This is a genomic window from Aeromicrobium sp. SORGH_AS_0981 (genome assembly GCF_031453195.1).
Lineage (GTDB): Bacteria > Actinomycetota > Actinomycetes > Propionibacteriales > Nocardioidaceae > Aeromicrobium.
This window is the reverse complement of sequence record NZ_JAVIZD010000001.1, coordinates 443,708-461,056: the sequence shown is the minus strand read 5'-3', so window position 1 is coordinate 461,056 and position 17,349 is coordinate 443,708. Positions and strand designations below refer to the sequence as shown.

At 73.0% G+C, this 17,349-nt stretch carries 10 protein-coding genes and 1 pseudogene; 9 read left to right on the top strand and 2 right to left on the bottom strand.

The features are described from left to right. The first annotated feature begins 21 nt into the window (after window positions 1-21). The 4 genes from QE370_RS02505 to QE370_RS02490 are packed head-to-tail and all read left to right on the top strand — an operon-like array spanning window position 22 to window position 6,381. Window positions 22-753: an HAD-IA family hydrolase gene (locus QE370_RS02505; protein WP_309633303.1), complete on the top strand. Its 732-nt coding sequence runs from the start codon at window positions 22-24 to the stop codon at window positions 751-753. Continuing rightward, entirely contained in the window at window positions 750-3,638 is a 2,889-nt protein-coding gene (locus tag QE370_RS02500) for an FAD-binding and (Fe-S)-binding domain-containing protein (protein ID WP_309633302.1), read from the top strand. The genes QE370_RS02505 and QE370_RS02500 overlap by 4 nt, the downstream gene beginning before the upstream one ends. Then, window positions 3,635-5,128, top strand: coding sequence for an NAD-dependent succinate-semialdehyde dehydrogenase (locus QE370_RS02495; RefSeq protein WP_253026428.1), 1,494 nt, complete (start codon window positions 3,635-3,637; stop codon window positions 5,126-5,128). Before QE370_RS02500 ends, QE370_RS02495 begins: the two co-directional genes overlap by 4 nt. Further along, a complete protein-coding gene (locus QE370_RS02490) occupies window positions 5,125-6,381 on the top strand; it encodes an aminotransferase class III-fold pyridoxal phosphate-dependent enzyme (RefSeq protein ID WP_309633301.1) in 1,257 nt (418 codons plus the stop codon). The genes QE370_RS02495 and QE370_RS02490 overlap by 4 nt, the downstream gene beginning before the upstream one ends. Before the next feature lie 111 nt (window positions 6,382-6,492). Here QE370_RS02490 and QE370_RS02485 read toward each other — a convergent pair whose 3' ends face one another. Then, window positions 6,493-8,514 carry an FAD-dependent oxidoreductase gene (locus QE370_RS02485; protein ID WP_309633300.1) on the bottom strand — a complete coding sequence of 674 codons (2,022 nt, stop codon included), beginning with the start codon at window positions 8,512-8,514 and terminating at the stop codon, window positions 6,493-6,495. 332 nt (window positions 8,515-8,846) lie between these two features. Between QE370_RS02485 and QE370_RS02480 the strand changes: the two genes are divergently transcribed. The 4 genes from QE370_RS02480 to QE370_RS02465 are packed head-to-tail and all read left to right on the top strand — an operon-like array spanning window position 8,847 to window position 12,754. Beyond that, window positions 8,847-9,803 carry a transporter substrate-binding domain-containing protein gene (locus tag QE370_RS02480; protein ID WP_253026433.1) on the top strand — a complete coding sequence of 319 codons (957 nt, stop codon included), beginning with the start codon at window positions 8,847-8,849 and terminating at the stop codon, window positions 9,801-9,803. After that, complete coding sequence (locus tag QE370_RS02475) at window positions 9,800-10,768, top strand: amino acid ABC transporter permease (protein ID WP_253026436.1); 969 nt, start codon at window positions 9,800-9,802, stop codon at window positions 10,766-10,768. The genes QE370_RS02480 and QE370_RS02475 overlap by 4 nt, the downstream gene beginning before the upstream one ends. Then, entirely contained in the window at window positions 10,765-11,643 is an 879-nt protein-coding gene (locus QE370_RS02470; RefSeq protein WP_309633299.1) for an amino acid ABC transporter ATP-binding protein, read from the top strand. The genes QE370_RS02475 and QE370_RS02470 overlap by 4 nt, the downstream gene beginning before the upstream one ends. A gap of 43 nt (window positions 11,644-11,686) precedes the next feature. After that, on the top strand, window positions 11,687-12,754 hold the full coding sequence (locus QE370_RS02465) for a zinc-binding dehydrogenase (RefSeq protein WP_309633298.1): 1,068 nt from the start codon (window positions 11,687-11,689) through the stop codon (window positions 12,752-12,754). 95 nt (window positions 12,755-12,849) lie between these two features. Here the strand turns inward: QE370_RS02465 and QE370_RS02460 are convergent, their stop codons facing one another. Next, window positions 12,850-13,746 (bottom strand): LysR family transcriptional regulator, encoded by an 897-nt coding sequence (locus QE370_RS02460; protein WP_309633297.1) that lies wholly within the window; start codon window positions 13,744-13,746, stop codon window positions 12,850-12,852. An 88-nt stretch (window positions 13,747-13,834) separates the two neighbouring features. Between QE370_RS02460 and QE370_RS18125 the strand changes: the two are divergent. Continuing rightward, window positions 13,835-17,237 (top strand): annotated as a pseudogene (locus QE370_RS18125) (proline dehydrogenase family protein). Window positions 17,238-17,349: the final 112 nt, after the last annotated feature.

The following is a 17,349-nucleotide window of genomic DNA, read 5'->3' as shown; positions in this document are numbered from 1 at the left end:
CCTGCTCACGAAGGAGCCTGCATGACCATCGACCTCGCCGACTACGACGCCCTCAGCTTCGACTGCTACGGCACCCTCATCGACTGGGAGGCGGGCATCGCCGCCGTCCTCGCCCCGTGGGCGGCGGAGGTCGGGCTCGACCTCTCCGACGAGGACCTGCTGCTGGCGTACGCCGACCAGGAGGCGCGGGTCGAGGCCGAGCACGGCGACTGGCTGTACTCCGACGTGCTCGCCGAGGCGTTCCGCGGCACGGGGGAGAAGCTCGGTGCTGCCGTGAGCGACACCTGGGCGGCGAGGCTCGGCGGCTCGGTGCCCGACTGGCCGGCGTTCGGGGACTCCACCGAGGCGCTGCGCTCGCTCGCGCAGGACTACCAGCTCATCATCCTGTCCAACGTCGACCACGCGAGCTTCGCGGGCTCCGCGGCCCGTCTCAAGGTCCCGTTCGACCGCGTCATCACCGCCCAGGACGTGAAGGCCTACAAGCCGGCACCGCAGCACTTCGAGGCGCTCGACGTCGCGCTCGAGGAGATGGGCGTGCCGCGCGAGCGGGCTGCTCCACGTCGCGCAGAGCCTCTTCCACGACCACGTGCCGGCCAAGCGCCACGGCCTGCCCTCGGTCTGGATCAACCGCCGGCACGCGCGTCCGGGCTGGGGCGCCACGCCCGAGCCCCAGGGCGAGTTCTCCTACGACCTCGAGTTCCCCTCGATGATCGCCTTCGCGGAGGCGGCCCGCGCCGCACGGACGTGAGATGACCGCGACCCTGCTCGCGCCGCCGGACGACGACCTCCGGACGCGCCTCGTCGCCGCGTGCCCGGGCGTGCGCGTCGACACCACCGCGGGCACGCGGGCGCGCTACGCCTACGACGCCTCGAGCTACCGGGTCGCGCCGCTCGCGGTCGCCTTCCCCGCCGACGTCGCGGAGCTGCAGCAGCTCCTGCGCGCGTGCGCCGACCTCGCGGTCCCGGTGACCGTGCGCGGCGGCGGCACGAGCATGGCGGGCAACGCGATCGGCGAGGGTCTGGTCATCGACACGTCGCGCAGCCTGCGCCGCGTGCTGTCCGTCGACGCCGAGGCCCGCACCGCGACGGTCGAGGCCGGGGTGGTCCTCGACGACCTCGCCCGCGAGCTGCGGCCGCACGGCCTCGCGTTCGCGCCCGACCCGTCGTCGAAGTCACGCGCCACGATCGGCGGGATGCTCGGCAACGACGCCTGCGGCAACCACTCGGTGCGGTGGGGGCGCACGTCGAGCCACGTCGTCGAGGTCGAGGTGCTGCTCTCCGACGGCACCCACGTGCGCGTCGCGGACGGCGTGACCGCCGTCGATCCCGACGACGCCGCAGCCGTGCGACGAGCCGCCGAGCTCGAGGCCGAGCTGCGCACCATGGCGCGCGAGAACCTCGCGATCCTGCGCACCGAGCTCGGCCGCATCGGACGCCAGGTGTCGGGCTTCCACCTCGACGAGCTCCTGCCCGAGCGCGGCTTCGACGTCGCGCGGGCCCTCGTCGGGTCCGAGGGCACCTGCGCGGTCGTGGTCACCGCCACGGTCCGACTGGTCGAGCCGCCCGCGGCGACGTCGCTGCTCGTCCTCGGGTACGCCGACGTCGTCGACGCCGCGACCGACGTGCCCCTGATCCTGCCCTTCGAGCCCACGGCGACGGAGGGCATCGACGACGCGATCGTCGCGACGATGCTCGCTCGTCGCGGCCCCGACTCGGTCGCCGCGCTGCCGCAGGGACGGGCCTGGCTGTACGTCGAGCTCGACGGCCCGACGCAGGCGGCCGTGCAGGCGCGGACGGAGGAGCTGCTGACGGCCTTGCACGCCGCCGGCCGGCTGGTGGAGGGGGTCGTGGTCGACGACCCCGTGCAGCGCGCCTCGCTGTGGCGCGTCCGCGAGGACGGCGCCGGCCTCTCGACCCGCCCCGACGCGACCACGCAGACGTGGGCCGGGTGGGAGGACGCCGCCGTCGACCCGTCGCGGCTGGCCGACTACCTGCGCGACTTCCGGGCGCTCACCGCCGAGCACGGTCTGTCCGGCGTGCTCTACGGGCACTTCGGTGCCGGGTGCGTGCACGTTCGGCTCGACTTCGACCTCGCGTCCGACGCGGGGCGGGCGCGGCTCGTGGCGTTCGTGCGCGCCGCCGCCGACCTCGTCGTGCGCCACGGCGGGTCGCTGTCGGGCGAGCACGGCGACGGTCGGGCCCGCAGCGAGCTGCTCGGTCGCATGTACAGCCCGCAGATGCTCGCGCTGTTCGGCCGCTTCCGGGCCGCGTTCGACCCGCTCGGTCTGCTCAACCCGGGCATCATCGTCGACCCGCGTCCGGTCGGTGCCGACCTGCTGCCCGTCGCGTCCGACGAGGCCGTCGGCGCCGACGGTCGCCCCCTGCTGTTCGCCTACCCGCACGACCGTGGGTTCGCGTCCGCGGTCCAGCGTTGCGTGGGGGTCGGGCGCTGCCGCAGCGACCACGGCGGGTTCATGTGCCCGTCGTTCCGTGCCACCCACGACGAGAAGGACTCGACCCGGGGCCGGGCGCGCGTGCTGCAGGACATGGTCAACGGCTCGCTGGGATCCGACGCGTGGGCGTCCGACGCGGTGCACGAGGCGCTCGACCTCTGCCTCTCCTGCAAGGCGTGCTCGTCGGACTGCCCCGTGGGCGTCGACATGGCCACCTACAAGTCGGAGGTCCTGCAGCAGACCTACCACCGGCGGCTGCGTCCGGTCTCGCACTACTCGCTCGGCTGGCTGCCGCGCTGGATCGCCCTGGCCGGACGCGTGCCCGCGCTCGTGAACGCCGTGCTCGCGGTGCGCCCGCTGCGGCTGCTCGCCGTGCGCCTCGGCGGTGTCACGCCGCACCGCCGTCTGCCCCGGTTCGCCGCCGTGCGGCGGGCGCGGCTCGCGCGGTCCGACGCGTCACCCGACCTGCTGCTCCTCGTCGACAGCTTCACGCGCGGGTTCCGTCCCACGCTCGTGCAGCACGCCGAGACCGTCCTGCGCGCCTCCGGGGCGCGGGTCGGGGCGACGCCCGGCGTCTGCTGCGCGCTCACCTGGACCACGACGGGCCAGCTGACGGCTGCCCGTCGCATCCTCGAGCGCACCGCGCGGATGCTCGACGGCACCGGTGACGCCCCCATCGTCGTCCTCGAGCCGAGCTGCGCCGCGGCGCTGCGCAAGGACCTGCCCGAGCTGGTGCCGACGGCGCAGGCCCGCCGCGTCGCCGAGCGCGTCACGACCTTCGCCGCAGCGGTCGACGCCCGGCTCGACGCGGGCTGGGAGCCGCCGCCGCTGCCGGCGTCGGTGCTCGCGCAGACCCACTGCCACCAGCACGCCGTGTTCGGGGCCACCAGCAGCACCCGCGTCATGCGCCGCCTCGGGATGCGGACCGACGACGTCGAGGGCTGCTGCGGCCTCGCCGGCAACTTCGGCTTCGAGGCACAGCACTACGCGACCTCGATGGCGGTGGCCGGCCACGACCTCGTGCCGAAGGTCGAGGCGCTCGGCGACGGCGTGGCCGTGGCCGACGGCTTCAGCTGCCAGACCCAGATCGCCCACGTCTCGGGCGACACCGTCCAGGCCCGACACCTTGCCGACGTGCTCCACGCGGCACTGACCGAACACCAGCTCCAGGAGGGCGCATCATGACCATCGTCGACCCCGTGCGGACGGGCGGTGCCGTCCTGGCCGCCGTGCCGACCCGGCTGCTCATCGACGGCGAGTGGCGCGACGCCGCCGACGCCGCCCGGATGGAGGTCGTCAACCCGGCGACCGAGGAGGTGATCACCGAGGTCGCCGACGCGTCGCTCGCCGACGTGCAGGCCGCCACGGCCGCCGCGGCCGCAGCACAGGCGTCGTGGGCCGCGACACCGGCCCGCGTGCGCTCGGAGCTGCTCTACCGCGCCTACGAGGAGGTGATGCGGCGCCAGGACGACCTCGCCGTCGTCATGACCTCGGAGATGGGCAAGCCGCTCGCCGAGGCGCGCGGGGAGGTGGCGTACGCCGCCGAGTTCTTCCGCTGGTTCGCCGAGGAGGCCGTGCGCGTCGACGGCGGCTACTCCCACCGTCCCGACGGCACCGCACGCACGTTCGTGCTCAAGCAGCCCGTCGGCCCCTGCCTGCTCATCACGCCGTGGAACTTCCCGCTCGCCATGGGCGCCCGCAAGGTGGCGCCCGCCGTGGCTGCCGGGTGCACGATGGTCCTCAAGCCGGCGCCCCAGACGCCGCTCACCACGCTCGCGCTCGCGCAGATCCTGCTCGACGTCGGCCTGCCCGCCGGCGTGCTGAACGTCGTGCCGACCTCGCGGGCCGCCGAGGTCGTCGAGCCCGTCCTGACCGGCGGCACCATCCGCAAGCTCTCGTTCACCGGCTCCACGGCGGTCGGGAAGCTGCTGCTCGAGCAGGCCTCGAAGCAGGTCGTGCGCACGTCGCTCGAGCTCGGCGGCAACGCACCCTTCATCGTCTTCGCCGACGCCGACCTCGACGTCGCCGTCGAGGCAGCGGTCCAGGCCAAGATGCGCAACATGGGCGAGGCCTGCACGGCCGCCAACCGGATCTTCGTGCACCGCTCGGTCGCGGAGGAGTTCGCGCAGCGGCTCGCCGACCGCATGGGCGCGATGCCCGTGGGCGACGGCATGGTCGAGGGCACGCTCGTCGGGCCCATGATCGACGCGGCGAGCCGCGACAAGGTGGTCCGGCTCATGGAGGACGCCATCTGCCGAGGTGCGCGCGTGGTCGGCGGAGGCAACGTCCCCGCCGGCACCGGCTACTTCGTGGAGCCGACCGTGCTCACGCACGTGCAGCCCGGCTCGGAGCTGCTGTCGACGGAGATCTTCGGTCCCGTCGCCGCGCTCAGCACGTTCGACACCGTCGAGGAGGTGCTGGCCGCCGCCAACGACACCGAGTGGGGCCTCGTCGGCTACGTCATCACCCAGGACGTCGACCTCGCCTTCGAGGTGGGCGAGCGGCTGGAGGTCGGCATGGTCGGCCTCAACACCGGTCTCGTCTCCACGCCGTCGGCGCCGTTCGGCGGCATCAAGCACTCAGGTCTGGGCCGCGAGGGCGGCCGCCTGGGCATCGAGGAGTTCCTCGACGTCAAGTACCTCTCCCTGCCGATCCGCGAAGGAGCCCGCGCATGAGCGCCTCCCTGTCCCCCCTGCTCGTCACCGCCACCCCGGTCCTGGTCGACCACGCGTCGGGCAGCTACGTCTACGACGCCGACGGCATGCGCTGGCTCGACTTCACGACCGGCATCGGCGTGACGAGCACCGGGCACTGCCACCCGGCGGTCGTCGAGGCCGCCCGCGAGCAGGTGGGTCGTCTCATCCACGGCCAGTACACGACGGTGCGGCACCGCCCGATGCTCGAGCTGACCGAGATGCTCGGCGACGTGCTGCCGCCCGGCCTCGACAGCGTCTTCTACGCCAACAGCGGCAGCGAGGCCGTCGAGGCCGCCGTCCGCCTGGCGCGCATGGCCACGGGCAAGCCGAACATCATCACCTTCCACGGCGGGTTCCACGGCCGGACGGTCGCGGCGGCCTCCCTCACCACCGCCGGCACCAAGTTCCGCAGCGGCTTCTCGCCGCTCATGTCCGGGGTGTTCACCGCTCCCTTCCCGTACGCGCTGCGCTACGGCTGGGACGAGGAGCAGGCCGTCGACTTCGCACTGGGCGAGCTCGACTACCTCCTGCAGACGCAGAGCGCCGTGGCCGACACGGCGGCGTTCCTCATCGAGCCGGTGCTCGGCGACGGCGGCTACCTGCCCACGCCGCTGCGCTTCCTGCAGGGCCTGCGCGAGCGGGCCGACCAGCACGGCATCGTGCTCGTGCTCGACGAGGTGCAGACCGGCGTCGGCCGCACGGGCACCTTCTGGGGCCACCAGCCGTCGGGCATCGTGCCCGACGTGCTCATCACGGCCAAGGGCATCGCGAGCGGCTTCCCGATCTCGGCGATCGCCGCGCCGACGGCCCTCATGAGCAAGGCCTGGCCGGGGTCGCAGGGTGGGACGTACGGCGGCAACGCGGTCTCCTGTGCCGCGGCGGTGGCCACGTTGAAGGTCGTCGCGGAGGAGGGCCTGGTGGAGAACTCGGCCCGTCAGGGGGAGCGGCTCATGGCCGGTCTGCGCGACGTCGCCGGCTCGACCAGCACCGTCGCCGACGTACGCGGTCGGGGCCTCATGGTGGGGGTGGAGTTCTGCGACCCCGACGGCTCGCCCCGCGCCGACCTCGCCTCGGCGGCGCAGCAGGCCTCGATCGACGAGGGGCTCCTGCTGCTCACCTGCGGCACCCGGGGCAACGTCGTGCGCTTCATCCCGCCGCTCGTCGTCACGGCCGAGCAGGTCGACGACGGTGTCGCGGCCTGGGCGAAGGCGCTGGCGCGCATCGGCGCCTGAGCCGCGCGTCTGCGCGACGCCGACGGATCTACGACGAGGGGGCCGGGCCAGTGGCCCGGCCCCCTTCGTCGCGCTGGTGCGCGGAGAGCTCCGTCAGAGGTTCTGGCCCCGTCAGAGGTTCTGGCACAGCCGGCGGGCGTCGTAGATCGCGGCGTGGATGCCACGGTGCGACACCGCGTCGCCGACGCGGAACAGCCGGAAGCCGGTGCCCTCGGGCGACTCGGGCTGGGCGAGCCCGTGCCGGAAGCGCTCGAGGTCGAGCGCGCCGCCGTTGCTGGAGTGCGGCTTCAGCGCCTCGTACACGTCGTCCATCGCGAGGGTGCCCTGCTCGACCACGACGGCGTCGACGACCCGCTGGCTCACCGCGTCGGACGCGACGTTGCGCAGGGTCGCGCGGAGGCGACCGTCGACCTTCTCCACCGACAGCAGCTCGGTGTCGGTCGTCAGGGTCACACCTCCCTGCAGCAGCCGGGTCTTGTAGCCGGGCATGATCGTGTGGCCGACGTCGTGGCCCACGTGCTCGTCGACGGTGACGAGCTCGACCGTGTTGTCCTGGCCCTCGAGGTAGTGCTCGGCCACCACGAGCGCCTGCTCGCCGCCGTGGTCGTCGAAGACCAGCACGGTCCGGCCCGACGGTGCCGCCTTGCCCAGCACGTCGACCGAGCTGAGCGTCAGCTCGCCGCCGCCCTGCGGGAGGTCGGTGTCGGGCATGCCGCCGGTGGCCACGATCACGACGTCGGCCGTCTCCTTCAGGAGGTCGTCCTCGTCGACGTAGTGGTTGGCCAGGAGCCGCGCGCCCGCGTGCTTGGCCTCGGCGACCAGCCACTCGGTGATGGAGCGCTTCTCGGACTGCCGCGCGGACCGGGTCATCGGCAGGACCTGGCCGCCGAACTGGCTCGCCGCCTCGTAGAGCGTCACGTCGTGCCCGCGCTCGGCGCTGACCCTCGCGGCCTCGAGGCCGGCGGGCCCGCCGCCGACGACCGTCACGCGCAGCCGGTGCGTGGCGGGGGAGGTGAGCTGCGGGATGAAGGTCTCGCGGCTCGTGGCCGGGTTGTGGATGCAGAGCGTGTCGTTGCCCTGCAGGCAGTGGCTCGCGCCGACGCAGGGCCGGATGCGCTCCTCCTGCCCGGCCATCAGCTTGCGCACGATGTGCGGGTCGGCGATGTGGCTGCGGGTCATGCCGACGAGGTCGACGAGGTCCTCGCGCAGCGCGTGGCGTGCCGTGGCGAGGTCGGCGACCCGGCCGGCGTGGATCACGGGCACGTCGACGACGTCGCGCACCGCCTGGGCCATCGCCAGCTTGAACCCGAGGGCGGTGCCGGCGGAGGGGATCTGCTGGGCGAGCTCGCGGTGGGTGAAGCCGCTGCCGTACATGACGTCGACGAAGTCGAGGTCGGCGTGGGCGGTGACGTGGGCGGCGATCTCGACGCAGTCCTCGCCGCTCAGCCCGTCGGCCGAGGACTCCTCGCCCGGCAGGCGCACGCCGACGGCGAACCCGCTGCCGACCTCCTCGCGGATCGCCCCCAGCACCTCGACCAGGAACCGGGCCCGGTTCTCCAGCGAGCCGCCGTAGCGGTCGGTGCGGCGGTTGGCGCGCGGCGCGAGGAACGTGTCGGGCAGGTGCCCCGAGCCTGCCATCACCTCGACGCCGTCGAGCCCGCCCTCCAGCGCGTACCGCGCCGCACGCGCGTACGCGGCAAGGATCCGCGGGACGTCGAAGTCCTCGATCACCTTCGGCCACGTGCGGTGGGCCCGCTCGCGGATCGGTGACGGGGCGAGGGTCGGCAGCCACGTGGCGTGGTCGTCGGCGCGACGTCCGAGGTGGCTGATCTGCACGATCGTGCGCGCGCCGTGGGCGCGCACGCGTGCCGAGAGGTCGGCGTAGTCGTCCTGGATCCGGGGGTCGCCGGCGTTGATCGACTCGAAGAAGCTGTGCGCGTCGGGGGCGACGAAGCTGGAGCCGCCGAACATGACGAGGCCGATCCCGCCGATGGCCTTCTCCTCCTGGTAGCGCAGGTAGCGCTCGGTCATGAGGCCGTCGTGCGTGTACCCCAGGGGCGCGTGCGCGGTGGTGACGATGCGGTTCTTGAGGGTGAGGGAGCCGAGGTCGAACGGCTCGAGGAGCGGATCCACGGTGGTGGCCTTTCGGGCGGAAGGGGGCGCGGCGACCGCGCGACCGACGTCGACGCGAAGCGGTGAACTGATCAACACTTCTACAGTCGTGGACGCAGCATAACCCGGAGCCCGGGTCGGGGGGCAAGCCCGTGCGGCACGTCATGATCACTGGCAGTGCAGGCCGGAGCCGCATGTGTCGCGCGCATTTCGGCGGGGTGACGGACTCGCGCCAATTCTCCCGAACGGTTGTCAGTGACCCGAGGAGTGCGTTAGAACTGTCCCACACTTCAACAGTACGGCGACCCGGTTGACGGGTCGCTCGGGGCCGTCCCTCTCAAGGAGCCAATGTCATGAACCGAACGTCGCTGCGCCGCAGCCGCCTCCTCGGCGCCGCTCTCGCGGTCGCCCTCCTCTCGGCCACCGCCGCCTGCGGTGGTGGCTCCGAGAGCTCGACCGCGGCGGCCGCCGGTGGTGGCACCGAGAAGGTCCAGGAGATCGCCGACCTGCTGCCGTCGTCGGTCGCCGACGCCGGCTCGCTGAAGATCGCGGCCGCGGCCTACGCACCCGCCGTCATCGCCCCGACCGGCGGCGCGAACGCGCCCACCGGCTGGGACGCCGACCTGATGACCGCCGTCTCCGGCGTCCTCGGCCTCAAGCCGAACTACGTCATGATCCCCTTCGACGGCATCATCACGGGCCTGCAGGCCGACCGCTACGACGTCGCCGTCGGCGACATCGGCATCAACGACGACCGCCTCAAGAGCGTGTCGTTCGTGCTGAACCACACGACGCGTGACCTCTTCGTGGTCCCGAAGGACAGCGACCTGCCCGACACGATCGAGAGCAACCTCGACGCCTGCGGCATGACGGTGGGCGTGCTCCTCGGCTCCCAGGAGGCCGGGTTCATGACCACGGCCAAGGAGGAGTGCGAGGCGGCCGGCAAGGACCTGACGATCAAGACCTTCCAGGACCAGGCCACCGTCAACCTCGCCGTCGCGCAGGGCCGGGTCGACGCCAACCTCACCGACGAGGGCACGGCCGGCCTGCTGCTCGAGCAGTCGCCCGACAAGTTCAAGACGCTCGAGGTGCCCTTCGTCCCGGTGCTGCCCACCGGGTTCGCGTTCCCGAACAACGACGACGCCGCCAAGATGACCCAGGCCTTCTCGGCCGCGGTCGACCACCTCATCGAGAACGGCGAGTACAAGAAGATCACCGCCAAGTACTTCAAGGACGGTGACAAGGGCCTGGTGGAGAAGGCCGACGTCTACTCCACCGTGGTCGACGGCGCGAAGACGACCACCAAGTGAGCGTCGCCGCCCCCACGGGAGCCGCTCGTGGGCGTCACGCCCACGAGCGGCTCGCCGCCGACCAGCTGCCGCCCACGAGCGTCGTGCAGCTCAAGCACCCCGTGCGTCTCGCCTCGGCCGTCCTGGTCGGCCTCGTGGCGCTCGCGGTCCTGTACTCGATGGCGACGAACGAGAACTTCCAGTGGGGCCGGGTCTGGTTCTACCTCTTCGACCCGCAGATCATGGCCGGTCTGCGCTCCACGCTGATCCTCACGGTCAGCGCCATGTCGATGGGGCTCGTGCTGGGCGTCGTCCTGGCCACCTGCCGGATCTCCCGCAACCCGGTCCTGTCGACGGTCGCCGGCGTCTACCTCTGGTTCTTCCGTGGCACACCGCTGCTGATCCAGCTCATCTTCTGGTTCAACTTCGCGGCGCTGTACCCGCGGCTGAGCCTCTCGGTCCCGTTCGGCGGCCCGGAGATCGTGGGGGCGAGCACGAACGAGGTGCTGACCGTCTGGTTCGTCGCCCTGCTCGGCCTCACCCTCAACGAGGCCGCCTACATGGCCGAGATCATCCGCGGCGGCCTGCTCGCGGTGCCGAAGCACCAGACCGAGGCGGCGCAGGCACTGGGCATGAGCCCGCTGATGCTGTTCCGCCGGATCGTCCTGCCGCAGGCGCTGCGGGTCATCATCCCGCCGACGGGCAACCAGGTGATCGGCATGCTCAAGTACAGCTCGCTGGTCAGCATCATCGCGCTGCCCGACCTGCTCTACTCCGCGCAGCTGATCTACTCCCAGAACTTCGAGACGATCCCGTTGCTGATCGTCGTCTCGTTCTGGTACCTGCTCTGCACGAGCATCCTCACCGTCGCCCAGCGTCGCGTCGAGCGGCACTACGGCCGCGGCACGCCCGGCGCTCCCGCACCGCGGACGCCGGGGTCCCTGCGCCGCAGGATCGCCGGCACGACCCAGGGAGGCACCCGATGAGCATCAGTGTCGACGCGACCCAGCAGACAGGAGCCGAGGCCATGGAGACCGAGCGCGAGCAGGGTCGTCACGAGACGGGGCAGGGTGAGCCCAGCCGGGACGAGTCCAGCCGGGACGAGGCGGTCGTCCGCATCGTCGGCCTACGGAAGAGCTTCGGGGGTCTCGAGGTCCTCAAGGGCGTCGACCTCGAGGTCGAGCGCGGCCAGGTCGTGTGCATCCTGGGCCGCTCCGGCTCGGGCAAGAGCACGCTCCTGCGCTGCATCAACCACCTCGAGCGGCCCGACTCCGGTGCCGTCGTGGTCGACGGCTTCGTCATGGGCTACCGCTGCAAGGGCGACACGCTCCACGAGCTGCGTCCGAGCGAGGCGGCCCGGCAGCGCCAGGCGGTCGGCATGGTGTTCCAGTCCTTCAACCTGTTCCCGCACCTCACGGTCATGGAGAACCTGGTGGAGGCGCCGCGCAAGGTGCAGGGACGACGCCGGGCGGAGCTCGTCGTCGAGGCGCAGGCCCTGCTCAAGGACGTCGGCCTGGAGGCCAAGGCCGACGCGTACCCCGGCACCCTGTCCGGCGGGCAGCAGCAGCGCGTCGCCATCGCACGGGCGCTCATGATGCAGCCCACCGTCATGCTCTTCGACGAGCCGACGTCGGCGCTCGACCCCGAGCTGGTCGGCGAGGTGCTGGAGGCCATGAAGCGGCTCGCCGCCACCGGCATGACGATGATCGTCGTGACGCACGAGGTCGCCTTCGCGCGCAACGTCGCGGACCGGGTCGTGTTCATGGCCGACGGCGTCGTGGTCGAGGACGGACCGCCGTCGCAGGTCATCGACGCCCCTCGTGCCCCGGAGACGCAGACGTTCCTGGCCACGATGCTCTGACGTCGTCACCCGCCCCGTCCCGCCGCCACCCAGGAGAGCCCGCATGAAGACCGTCCACGTCCACGGCGAGCGCGACGTGCGCCTGCAGGAGGCGCCGCCCCCGTCGCTGCTGCGCGGGCCCGAGGCGTCGGGGCGCGACGCGATCGTGCGGGTCGTCGCCGCCTGCGTCTGCGGCTCCGACCTGTGGACCTACCGCGGGTTCCGGGCGCCGGCGCACGACCGCGGCATGGGGCACGAGTTCGTCGGCGTCGTCGAGGAGGTGGGCCACGCCGTGCGGACGGTGCGACCGGGTGACTTCGTCGTCGCGCCGTTCTACGTCGCCGACGGCACGTGCGCCGTGTGCCGAGCCGGGTTCAGCGCACACTGCCTGCACGGAGGTCTGTGGGGCGCCGACATCGCCGGCGAGGGCGGCTCGGGAGGGACCCAGACCGAGCACGTCCGGGTGCCGCTGGCCGACGGGACCCTGTGCGTCGTGCCGCCCGGCTCCACCGGAGAGGACCTCCTGCCGGGGCTGCTGGCGCTCTCCGACGTCATGGGGACCGGGCACCACGCCGCGGTCTCCGGCGGCGTGCGGCCGGGCTCGACCGTGGTCGTCGTCGGTGACGGCGCCGTCGGCCTGTGCGCGGTGATCGCCGCGCGGCGGCTCGGCGCCGAGCGCATCGTGGCGATGTCGCGGCACGCCGACCGTCAGGCGCTCGCCGTCGACCTCGGTGCCACCGACGTCGTGGCCGAGCGGGGCGAGGAGGGCATCGCGCGCGTCAAGGACCTGTTCGACGGGATCGGACCCGACGTCGCGCTCGAGTGCGTGGGGTCGGTCGAGGCCATGCAGCAGTCGATGCGCACCGTCCGGCCGGGCGGCAACGTCGGCTTCGTCGGCGTCCCGGTGACCGGCGGCGAGGTGTCGGTCCGGACGATGTTCGGGACCAACGTGGGGGTGCGCGGCGGCATGGCCACCGTGCGCGACTACATGGACGAGCTGCTGCCCGAGGTGCTCTCCGGCGCCATCGAGCCGGGCCGGGTCTTCGACGTCCAGCTCCCGCTCGACGACGCGGCCGAGGGTTACCGCCTCATGGACGAGCGCACGGCGATCAAGGTCATGCTGCGCCCCTAGCCCTCCCGTCGCTCCTCCCCACGATTCGGAACGTCATCGCCCTTCTCGGCCCCGCAGACGGGCGATGGTGTTCCGCATCGTGGGGATGGAACGCGTCAGGGCCGGCGGGCGCTGGTCGCGGCGTGGGCCAGGGCGGCGCGACACGCGGCGATGCCCGGACGCTCGACCGTGCTCGCGCGCGCGGCCGTGAAGACCGTGCGTCGGGGGGCGTCGGGCAGGTCGACCAGGCGGACGCCGGGTCGTACGCCGCTCCACAGCAGGCCCGGCAGGAGCGCGACGGCGTGCCCGGTCTCGACGAGTCGCACCTGCGCCTGCAGGTCGGCGGTCTCGTAGCGCACGTCCGGCTCGAACCCGGCCGAGCGGCACACCTGCTCGGCGAAGTGGCGCGACGCGACGTCGTCGGGCTCCATGACCCACGCGCGGTCGGCGACGTCGCGGATCGACGCGGTGGCGGTGTCGTCGGCGGGCACGGCGAGCCTGACCTCGTCGGTCACGAGGTCGACGCGGTCCAGGCCCGGCAGGTGAGGGGTCGAGTGGTGCGCGTACTGCTCGGCGACGACGAGGTCGAAGTCGCGCGTCCAGGTCTCCCGCAGCGCGGTCTCGGGCTCGCGCTGCGTGACCGTGACGCGCAGGCGCGGGTGGTCGCGGGCGAGGCGCTCGAGGGTCGCGGGCAGCAGCGCGAGGGCCGCCGACTGGAACATCGCGAGGCGCACGGTGCCCGTGGCCTCGCTCAACGACGCGGCGAGGTCGGTCTCCGCCTGCTCCAGACGACGGACCACCGCCTCGGCGTGCCCGACCAGGATCGCCGCCTGCGGGGTGAGCTGCACCCCGCGACCGACCTTGCGCAGCAGCTCGACGCCCACCTCCCGCTCGAGCTGCGAGAGCTGCTGCGACACCGACGACGGGCTCTGGTGCAGTGCCTCGGCGACGGCCGCGAGCGTGCCACGCGCGTCGAGCTCGAGCAGGAGTCGCAGACGGCGGACGTCGAGCACGGGCGCTCCTGATTGTTCGGTTGAGCAGACGAGTACCGTTCAGAAAAGATCGCTTTATCTTACCGGTCGGCCGGTCCAGACTCGTCGCATGACGACCACGCCCGAGACGCTCCCGCGCCACGACCACCTCGCCGACGAGACCGTCGCCCTCGTCCGCCGCTGGCTGTCCGAGGCGGCGGAGGTGCCCGTGGACAAGGCCGCGAGCCGGCTGGCAGCGGTCCTCGACGACCCGGCCGGCCTGCCGTTCACGGTCGGCTTCGTCGACGGCGTGATCCGACCGGAGGACCCGCACGTGGCCGCCCGCCACTTCGTCGCGCTCGCCGCCGACGTGCCGCGCTTCGTGCCGCTGCACCTGCGGGCGGCGATGAGGCTCGGGGCGCTGGTGGCCCGCGTCGCGCCGACGCTCGTGATCCCCGTCGTCCGCCGTGCGCTGCGAGGGATGGTGGGGCACCTGATCGTCGACGCCACCGACCGGCGCCTGGGCCGCAGCATCGCCCGACTCCGCCGCCGGGGCGTGCGCCTGAACGTCAACCTGCTGGGCGAGGCCGTCCTCGGCTCGCGCGAGGCGGACCGCCGCCTCGCCGGCACCCACGCGCTGCTCGCGCGCGACGACGTCGACTACGTGTCGATCAAGGTCTCCTCGACCGTGGCCCCGCACTCGGCGTGGGCGTTCGACGACGCCGTCGACCACGTCAGCCGCGCGCTGCAGCCGCTGTTCGAGCGGGCCGCCGCAGCGCCGACGCCCAAGTTCATCAACCTCGACATGGAGGAGTACCGCGACCTCGACCTCACCATGGCGGTCTTCATGCGGATCCTCGACCAGCCACACCTGCTCGACCTCGAGGCGGGCATCGTCCTCCAGGCCTACCTCCCCGACGCGCTGGCCGCGATGATCCGGCTGCAGGAGTGGGCCGCGGCGCGACGGGCGCGCGGTGGCGCGGCCGTGAAGGTCCGGCTGGTCAAGGGCGCGAACCTGCCGATGGAGCGGGTCGAGGCCTCGCTGCACGACTGGCCGCTGGCCACGTGGACCACGAAGCAGGAGTCCGACACGCACTACAAGCGGGTGCTCGACTACGCCCTCCGTCCCGAGCGGGTCGAGAACGTCCGCATCGGCGTCGCCGGGCACAACCTGTTCGACGTGGCGCACGCCTGGCTGCTCGCCGGCGAGCGCGGGGCGCGCGAGGGCATGGAGCTGGAGATGCTGCTCGGGATGGCGCAGCAGCAGGCCGAGGTCGTGCGGCGCGACGTCGGCGGCCTGCTGCTCTACACGCCCGTCGTCCACCCGCGGGAGTTCGACGTCGCGATCGCCTACCTGATCCGTCGGCTGGAGGAGGGCGCGAGCCACGACAACTTCATGTCCGCGATCTTCGCGCTGCACGACGACGAGACGCTGTTCGAGCGGGAGCGACAGCGCTTCCTGGCGTCGCTCGCCGACGTCGACGACGAGGTCCCGACACCGCGTCGCACCCAGGACCGCAACCTCCCGCCGGTCCCGCCGACGGACGCCGGGTTCGCCAACGCTCCCGACACCGACCCTGCGCTGCCCGCGAACCGGCGCTGGGCCGAGGCGATCCTGCAGCGGGTGCCGACCTCGAGCCTCGGGGTCGACACGGTGGAGGCGCACCGCGTCGTCGACGTCGCCACCCTCGACACGATCCTCGGGACCGCCCGGACGAGTGGCGTGGCGTGGGGACAGCGCTCGGGCGCCGAGCGTGCCGAGGTGCTGGAGCGCGTCGCCCACCGGCTCGAGGAGCGACGCGGTGAGCTGATGGAGGTGATGGCCGCCGAGACGGGCAAGACGCTCGACCAGTCCGACCCCGAGGTGTCGGAGGCGATCGACTTCGCCCGCTACTACGCGCAGCTGGCCCGTGAGCTCGACACCGTCGACGGGGCGACGTTCGTCCCGTCGGCGCTGACGGTCGTGACCCCGCCCTGGAACTTCCCCGTCGCGATCCCCGCGGGGTCGACGCTCGCCGCACTCGCGGCGGGGTCGGCCGTGGTCGTCAAGCCCGCGCCGCAGGCGGCGCGCTGCGGCTCGGTCATGGTCGAGGCGCTGTGGGAGGCGGGCGTCCCGCGCGACGTCCTGCACCTCGTGCACGTGCCGGAGGACGAGGTCGGGCGCCGGCTGGTGTCGGACCCGCGCGTGGACCGGCTGGTCCTGACCGGCGCCTACGAGACGGCGGCGCTGTTCCGCTCGTTCCGTCCCGACCTGCCGCTGCTCGCCGAGACGAGCGGGAAGAACGCCATCGTCGTCACCCCGAGCGCCGACCTCGACCTCGCGGCGCGCGACGTCGCGCACTCGGGCGTTCGCCCACGCCGGACAGAAGTGCTCGGCCGCCTCGCTCGTGATCCTCGTCGGCAGCGTGGCGACGTCGGAGCGCTTCCGCGCCCAGCTCGTCGACGCCGTGACGTCGCTGGTCGTGGGGCTCCCGGACGACCCGACGTCACAGGTGGGGCCGCTGGTCGAGCCGGCGCACGGCAAGCTCCTGACGGCGCTCACGACCCTCGACCCCGGCGAGGAGTGGCTCGTCGAGCCGCGTGCCCTCGACGCGGCCGGACGGCAGTGGACCCCCGGCATCCGCACCGGGGTCCGGCGCGGGTCGACCACCCACCTGGTGGAGTTCTTCGGCCCGGTGCTCGGCGTGATGACGGCGGCGACCCTGGAGGAGGCCGTCGAGATCCAGAACCAGGTCGACTACGGGCTGACCGCGGGCCTGCACTCCCTCGACCCCGACGAGATCGGACGCTGGCTCGACGGCGTCCACGCGGGCAACCTGTACGTCAACCGCGGCATCACGGGTGCGATCGTGCGACGCCAGCCGTTCGGCGGCTGGAAGAAGTCGGCCGTCGGCGCCGGCCACAAGGCGGGCGGGCCGAACTACCTCGTGGGCCTCGGCAGCTGGACGTCGGCCGTGGCGCACGCGGACGCCGAGCCGCTGTCCCCCGGGCGTCGGCTGCTCGAGACGGCGGGCGGCGACGCTCGTCTGGAGCGCGCGCTGCGCAGCGACGCCGCGGCGTCGCGCGACGTGTTCGCCGCGTCCGACGTGTCGGCGCTGATGGCCGAGCGCAACGTGTTCCGCTACCTGCCGGCCACGGTGCACGTGCGGCTGGCCGAGGCGGGGGACCCGGCCGACCTGCTGCGCACGGTCGCGGCGGCCCTGGCCGCCGACGCCGACCTCACCGTGTCGTCCGCGGTCGACCTGCCGGCGCTCGCGTCCGTCGGTGTCGAGGTCGTGGTGGAGGACGACGCCGCGTGGGCCGCGGGTCTGCCGAACGCCGGGCACCAGCGCATCCGCCTCGTCGGCGCGCCGGCCTCCGTCGTCGCCCAGGCGCTCGACGGTCGGCCCGACGTGGCCGTCTTCGACCACCCCGTCGTCGAGTCAGGCCGCGTCGAGCGGCTGCCGTACGTCCTCGAGCAGGCCGTCAGCATCACCGCCCACCGCTTCGGCACCCCCGACCACCTCACCGACGACGTGCTGGTGACCGCCTGACGCCGGCCACCCGCCACGAGAGCGGGACCTTCCGCTGGTCGAGTAGCAGGGACGAGCTTGCGAGGTCACTGCGTATCGAGACCATCCGGCAGCGGTCCAGCGCGAGCCAACC